The following is a 6,374-nucleotide window of genomic DNA, read 5'->3' as shown; positions in this document are numbered from 1 at the left end:
GAGCGCATCGGTCGTGGAGAGCTGCGCGAAGCGGCGCTCGACCAGCGCCTCGGTGCGCGATGCAGTCAGGCCGGACTCGTTGGAATCGTCGGAGAGCAGGGGCTCCTCGTCGCCGCGACCTTCCTCCTGAAGGCGTACGGTCTCGTCGTCCTCGCCATTTTCGGCATGCTCGATCGCCTCGCTGCCGCGGAAATGCAAGTCGAACAGCCGATCGAAAGTGGCGCGACGTTCGGGCGGCGGGGCGAGGGTGGCGAGCGCAGATTGCCTGATGTCGTCGAGCTTGCGCGGTCCGAGCAGCGCGATCGCGGCGAGGAACGCAGTGGTCTGCTCCGGTGCAACGGCAAAGCCGTTGGCGCGCAGCAGCGCGACGAAGGAAACAAAGGTGCGGGCAGCGCGCGGGAGCTGTGGCTCGTTGCTCATGCGGTCGCCTCCGCGAGCATGGCGTCGAGCCGGGGCGCGATGAAGTGCAGGTCCTCTTCGTCCTTCAGCGCCACGCCGATCGAGCGCTTGAAGGCATCGGGCCAGCGTGCGCCGCCCTTGTTGAGGAGGGTCGCGGCCTCGGCCCAGTCGACGGCTTCGGCGATGCCGGGGGCCTTGCTCAGCGGTTCGCGCCGCAATCTCTCGACGGCCGCGACGACGGCGCGGGCCGTGGTTTCGGCGACGCTGGAGGCGCGCATCATGATGATGCGTGCCTCGCGCTCCGCCGTCGGATAATCGATCCAGTGATAGACGCAGCGGCGGCGCAAGGCCTCGTGCAGATCGCGGGTCCGGTTCGAGGTGAGCACGACGACCGGCCGCTCGGCCGCGCGGACCGTGCCACGCTCGGGAATCGAGATCTGGAAGTCGGATAGGAATTCGAGCAGGAAGGCCTCGAACTCCTGGTCGGCGCGGTCGATTTCGTCGATCAGGAGCACGGTGGAATCAGGTGCGCGCAGCGCCGCCAGCATCGGCCGCTCGATCAGGAACGTCTCGCCATAGATGTCGATGCTCTCATCGCCGGCCTGACGGATCGCAAGCATCTGGCGCGGGTAGTTCCACTCATAGAGCGCGGCAGAGGCGTCGATGCCCTCGTAGCATTGCAGGCGGATCAGGCGGCGGCCGAGCACCGCGGCGATAGCTTTGGCAGCCTCCGTCTTGCCGACGCCGGGCGCGCCTTCCAGTAGCAGTGGCTTACCGAGCGCGAGGCCGAGATAGGCGGCGGTCGCAAGGCCCTCGTCGGCGAGGTAATAGGCCGCGCGCAGCGCCTTCTCCAGCGCCTCCGGGCTGTCGATGCCGACGATGTTGCTGCGAACCGCCACGGCCGATCCTTTAGCGCCGCGCCTGCGGCCGCGCGCCGCCCTGCGCCTTGATCGCCCGCAGCACCTTTTCCGGCGTGATCGGCAGGTCGTCGATGCGAACGCCGACCGCGTTGAAGATCGCATTCGCCACTGCGGGCAGCACCGGGTTGGCGCACATTTCGCCAGGGCCTTTTCCCCCGAACGGACCGTCAGGGGCGGGACGCTCCAGCACGGCAATGTCGTGCGGGCAGATGTCGCCGGGACCGGGCATCAAATATTCGACGAAGTCGCGCGGCCCGTGGACGGGATCGGGATAGTATGGCTCAGGCGTCTCGTAGAGTGCATGGCTGACGCCCATCCAGGCGCCGCCGACCAGTTGCTGCTCGACCAGGCGCGGATTGAGCGCACGGCCGAGCTCGTAAGCCGAGTCCATCCGTACCATCGCGACCTCGCCGGTCTCGTCGTCCACCTCGACCTCGGCGACGAGGCAGGCATGGGCATAGCAGGTCGCGGGCGACATCTCGCCCGTTTCAGGGTCGACGTTGGAGAGCGGCACCAGGAAGATGCCGCGGCCCGAGATGGTCTTGCCCTGTTTGAACTGCGCGGCGATGGCGACATCCTTGGTCGAGATCGAGCGGTGCGGCGCGCCCTTGACATGGATGTTGCCGCGTCCATCGGTCTCGAGATCGGCGGCGTTGACCTCGAGCTCCTCGGCGGCGGCCTCCATCATCACGCCGCGCGCCTCGCGGGCGGCGGCCATCACGGCGTTGCCGACGCGATGGGTGCCGCGCGAAGCGAACGAGCCCATGCAATGCGGGCCGGTGTCGGAGTCCGCCGTGTCGACATAGACGTCCTCGATGGGCACCCCCAGCGTCTCCGCGCAGATCTGCCGCGTCACCGACTTCATGCCCTGGCCGAGGTCGATCGACGACAGCGCCACGGTGAACTTGCCGCTCGGGTTGGAATGCACCAGCGCCTGGCTCGGATCGCCGCCGAGATTCATGCCGATGGGATAATTGATCGACGCCATGCCGCGTCCGCGATGCCGGGTCATCTAGCGCCTCCTGGTGCCGAAGACGGAGGAGAAACGGGTCGCGCCGTGCGAGGGTGCGGCCGGGCGCGGCGGAGGAGGTGGCGGCGCCGGGGGCGGTGGCTCGCGCGGCGGCTCTCCTGTTGCCGTCACCGGCGCGCGGTCGTAGGTCGTGCGCTGCTGCGCAGGCGCGGCCGGCCGCGCCCGGGAATCCGTCGGTGTCGGCGGGATCACGGCGCGGCTGCCGCCGCCGTCCTTGCGCGAGGAGGCTCGCCTGAACTCGTCGCGGATCGGCCATTTGGCCTTTTCCGCCGCAACCTGGACGCACTCGATCAGTGCCGTGTTCTTGGCCTCGCGCCGATGCGCCTTCATGTCGCCGTCGCGATAGGCGTTCAGAATCCGGAACTCCATCGGGTCCATGCCGACGAGGTTTGCGAGCTTGTCCATCTGGCATTCGATGGCGAAGTCCATCGCGGTGACGCCGAAGCCGCGCATCGCGGTCGCCGGCGTGCGGTTGGTGAAGACGCAATAGACATCGCCATAGACGTTCGGGATGGTGTAGGGGCCCGGCAGGTGCGCGGCGCATTTCACGGCGGCATAGCTCGACAGCCGCGTATAGGCGCCGTTGTCGAAATAGGCGCGGATCTTGCGCGCGACGATGCGGCCGTCGCGCATCACGCCGTCCTTGATGTAGATGCGTTCGGCGCCGCGCGGCGGGCCGTATTGCATCTCCTCCTCGCGGCCGAACACGTAGCGGACGGGGCGCCCTGTCAACATGGCGCCGAGGATCGCGAGCGGCTCGGTCAAGGTGTCGACCTTGCCGCCAAAGCCGCCGCCGACGGTGCCGCCGATGAAGTGGAAGGTGTTGGAGGGCACGTCGAGGATCTTGGCGCAGGTGTCGACCGAGAAGAACAGCGCCTGGGTCGAGGTGTAGACGACGTAGCGGCCGTTCGTGTCGGGCGCGGCGATGGCGCCGTTGGTTTCGGTCGGCGCGTGCTCGATCGGCGACATCTGGTAGCGCTGTTCGAGCACGTGGTCGGCGGTTGCGAGCGCGGCATCAGCGTCGCCGAAGCGCAGGCGCTGGTGGTCGTAGACGTCATGATAGATGAAGGCGTTCTTCGGATAGGTCTCGTTGACGACAGGCGCACCCGGCTTCAGCGCATCCTCGACGTCGAACACGGTCGGCAGCGGCTCGTAGTCGATCCTGACCTTTGCGATCGCCTCGAACGCCTCGCGCTCGCTGTCGGCGACGATAGCGAGGATCGGCTCGCCCTTGTAGCGGACCTTGTCAACCGCCAGCGACGGCTCGTCGTCCTTGCCGAAGTTGATCAGGCTGAGCAGCGTGTTGAGGTTGCGTGGCACGTCCGCGCCGCGGATGATCCGGCGCACGCCTGCCGAGCGCTCGGCCTCGGTGGTATCGATGCGGCGCAGCCTTGCATGGGCCTGGGTCGACCGAACGACCTTCAGGTGCAGCATGCCCTGCAGCTTGTGGTCGTTGAAATAGCTGGACGTGCCCGTGATGTGGCCGAGCATGTCCTGCCGCTGCGTGCCCTTGCCGATTTCCTTCAAATTATCATCACGCTCGTCGGCGAAGATGTCCTTGCGCAGTTCCAGCATGGTCTGACCTCAGGCGCTGGCCCGGCCGCCCGCGGCGGCGAGGATGGCATTGATGATGGGCTCGTAGCCGGTGCAGCGGCAGATGTTGCCGGAGATCGCCTCGATGACGTCGGCCCGGCTCGGGGTCGGATTGCGGTCGAGCAGCGCCTTTGCAGCCATCAGCATGCCCGGCGTGCAATAGCCGCACTGGGCGGCGAAATTGTCGGCAAAGGCGCGCTGCAGCGGATGCAGGTTCGGGCCTTGCTTCATGCCGTCGAGCGTCTCGACCGAGCGGCCCGCGACGGTCTCGGCGAGCGTCAGGCAGGAGAGGTGAAGCTCGCCATCGATCAGCACGCTGCATGTGCCGCAGCCACCCTGGCCGCAGCCGAATTTCGGCGTCATGTCGCCGATCAGCTCGCGCAGCGCGACGAGCAGATTGGTGCCGCCGTCGACGAAGATCGCGACGTCGCGGCCGTTGTGGCGAAACTGCAGGGGGATCTTTGTCATGGCGAGCTATTCCTGTCCCGACAGCAGGCGCCGCAAATGCACGCCGACGATCTCGCGGCGGTACCAGGCGCTGCCGAGCGCGTTGTCTGAGGGCGTTGTTCCTTCTGTAGCCGCCGAAGCAGCAGCTGCGATGGTCGCAGCATCCAACGAGCGGCCCTCCAGCGCGCGCTCGGCGGCGCGAGCGCGGATCTGGGTCGGCGCCATCGAGCCCAGCGCAATCCGCGCACCCGCGATCCGTCCGCCGCTGACCGGCAGATGCGCGGCAAGTGTAATCACCGAGCCGCCCTTCGGCTTGATGCGCGCGATCTTGCGATAACGAAACGCCTCGCTGCTTGCCGGCCGCGTGCAGGACACCGACAGCACCAACGTCCCTACCTGGCGCTCGCGCCCCTGCAAAAACTCCTCGATCGGAATATCGCGCGAGCCGAAGCCGCCTTGAACCGCAATGGTGGCGTCGAGCGCCAGCAGCGCCACGGTGAAATCGCCGTAAGGGTTCGGCGCGAACAGATTGCCACCGATTGTGCCCATATTGCGCACGGCGGGACCGCCGATCGAGCGGGCAGGGGCATGCAGGAAGGCGAGGTCGCGCTCGGCGAGCACGCGCGCGAAGGTGACGCCGGCACCGAGCGTGATGCGCGGGCCTGAGGCATCGATCCGGGTCAGCGCCTGGTCATGCGCCCGGACGATCGTCGAGATCGACACGTCGCCTTCGTTCAGCGCGCGCATCACCAGCGTGCCGCCGCCGAGATAGCGCGCGCTCCGGTCCGACGACAGCGCGCCAGCCGCCTCGCTCGCATTCGCAAAGGTTTTTACCGTCACGGCCATGGCTTAAGCGGCCTCCTTCAGATGGCGGCGGATCGCTTCGAATCCGGCCTGATAGATGTCTTCGGCGACCATGTGGGTGATGCGGTCCTTGTCCTCCGGCTTCGTCGTGAAACGCGATTCCCAGTGCCAGAAGGTGCGGTCGCCGTCGGTCACCGGCAGCAGCCGGACATGGGCGACGTAATTGAACATCGGGACCGGCGTATCGAGCAGGCAATAGCTGAAGGTCTGCTCGAGATCGGACAGTGCCAGCAGCTGCTCGCGCAGCTCCGAGCCGTCCTTCAGCTTGAATCGCCGGACGCAGCCGATCTTGTCGGAAGACTGCGCGCGTTCGATCGCGGAGGTCGCCACCGCCGGATGCCAGCGATCGTGACCGTTGAAATCGCGCAGCACGTCCCACACCGCCTCGGTCGGTGCGTCCAGGATCGTGCTTTTGACGATATGCGGCACGGCTAGCCCTCTGTTGTTCTCTTCACCTCGCCCCGCTTGCGGGGAGAGGCATAGGCCGCCTGCGGCGGCCGTTTTGAAGGACGCCGAAGCAAGGCTTCGGCGCTGGCGAAGCGCCGGGTGAGGGGGAGTCTCCGCGAGTCCAACTGCCTCCGTCCCCGGAGAGGCTCCCCCTCACCCCAACCCTCTCCCCGCAAGTGGGGAGAGGGGGCGCAGTGTGCCTTGATCGAAACAGGTCGGATCACGTCAGCCTCCGAACACGCGCTTCAGGGCGTCGAAGCCGCCCTGGAACACGCCGCCGCCGATGTTGTTGACGAGCTCGGTCTCCCGTTCCGGCGCGCAGTCGAATTCGGCGGTCCATTCCATGAACGTCTGGTCGCCGTCGGTGACGGGTGTCAGGCGCAGGGTGGCGACGTAGTTCTCGACGCCCATCGGCGATTCCAGGATCGAGTAGGTGCAGAACATGTCGTAGTCGGAGAGGCCGAGCAGCTTCTCGCGGATGCGGTCGCCGTTGCGCAGGCGGAAATCCCTGACGCAGCCGATCTTGTCGGCGGGCTCGCCGCCCTCGATCCGGCTTTCGGCGATGGCCGGGTGCCAGTTCGGCAGGCCATTGAAATCGCGCACCCGCGCCCAGACGCGGTCGTTGCGGGCGTTGACGACGGTGGAGACGTAGACGCGGGCCATCGCTTAAGACC

General features: G+C 67.2%; 7 protein-coding genes and 1 pseudogene. All 8 read right to left on the bottom strand.

From position 1 onward, the window contains the following. Nucleotides 1–420, bottom strand: a pseudogene (locus tag ACM43_RS14750) (hypothetical protein); the annotation flags it as partial. After that, nucleotides 417–1,298 carry an AAA family ATPase gene (locus tag ACM43_RS14745; RefSeq protein WP_271540785.1) on the bottom strand — a complete coding sequence of 294 codons (882 nt, stop codon included), beginning with the start codon at nucleotides 1,296–1,298 and terminating at the stop codon, nucleotides 417–419. The gene ACM43_RS14745 and the pseudogene ACM43_RS14750, both read right to left, overlap by 4 nt. 10 nt (nucleotides 1,299–1,308) lie before the next feature. Continuing rightward, nucleotides 1,309–2,331 carry a xanthine dehydrogenase family protein molybdopterin-binding subunit gene (locus ACM43_RS14740; protein WP_271540784.1) on the bottom strand — a complete coding sequence of 341 codons (1,023 nt, stop codon included), beginning with the start codon at nucleotides 2,329–2,331 and terminating at the stop codon, nucleotides 1,309–1,311. Beyond that, the gene (locus ACM43_RS14735) at nucleotides 2,332–3,924 is read right to left on the bottom strand and encodes a xanthine dehydrogenase family protein molybdopterin-binding subunit (RefSeq protein WP_271540783.1); all 1,593 of its coding nucleotides are present in this window, start codon (nucleotides 3,922–3,924) and stop codon (nucleotides 2,332–2,334) included. 9 nt (nucleotides 3,925–3,933) lie between these two features. Next, nucleotides 3,934–4,410 (bottom strand): (2Fe-2S)-binding protein, encoded by a 477-nt coding sequence (locus tag ACM43_RS14730; RefSeq protein ID WP_225155774.1) that lies wholly within the window; start codon nucleotides 4,408–4,410, stop codon nucleotides 3,934–3,936. A 6-nt stretch (nucleotides 4,411–4,416) separates the two neighbouring features. Continuing rightward, nucleotides 4,417–5,235 (bottom strand): FAD binding domain-containing protein, encoded by an 819-nt coding sequence (locus ACM43_RS14725; RefSeq protein WP_271540782.1) that lies wholly within the window; start codon nucleotides 5,233–5,235, stop codon nucleotides 4,417–4,419. Nucleotides 5,236–5,238: 3 nt separating this feature from the next. Beyond that, complete coding sequence (locus ACM43_RS14720) at nucleotides 5,239–5,682, bottom strand: SRPBCC family protein (RefSeq protein ID WP_271540781.1); 444 nt, start codon at nucleotides 5,680–5,682, stop codon at nucleotides 5,239–5,241. Nucleotides 5,683–5,925: 243 nt separating this feature from the next. Further along, complete coding sequence (locus tag ACM43_RS14715) at nucleotides 5,926–6,363, bottom strand: SRPBCC family protein (RefSeq protein ID WP_035699161.1); 438 nt, start codon at nucleotides 6,361–6,363, stop codon at nucleotides 5,926–5,928. Nucleotides 6,364–6,374 lie beyond the last annotated feature (11 nt).

Source organism: Bradyrhizobium sp. CCBAU 45321 (genome assembly GCF_028128975.1).
Taxonomy (GTDB): domain Bacteria; phylum Pseudomonadota; class Alphaproteobacteria; order Rhizobiales; family Xanthobacteraceae; genus Bradyrhizobium; species Bradyrhizobium yuanmingense.
This window is presented reverse-complemented; position numbering and strand designations above follow the sequence as displayed.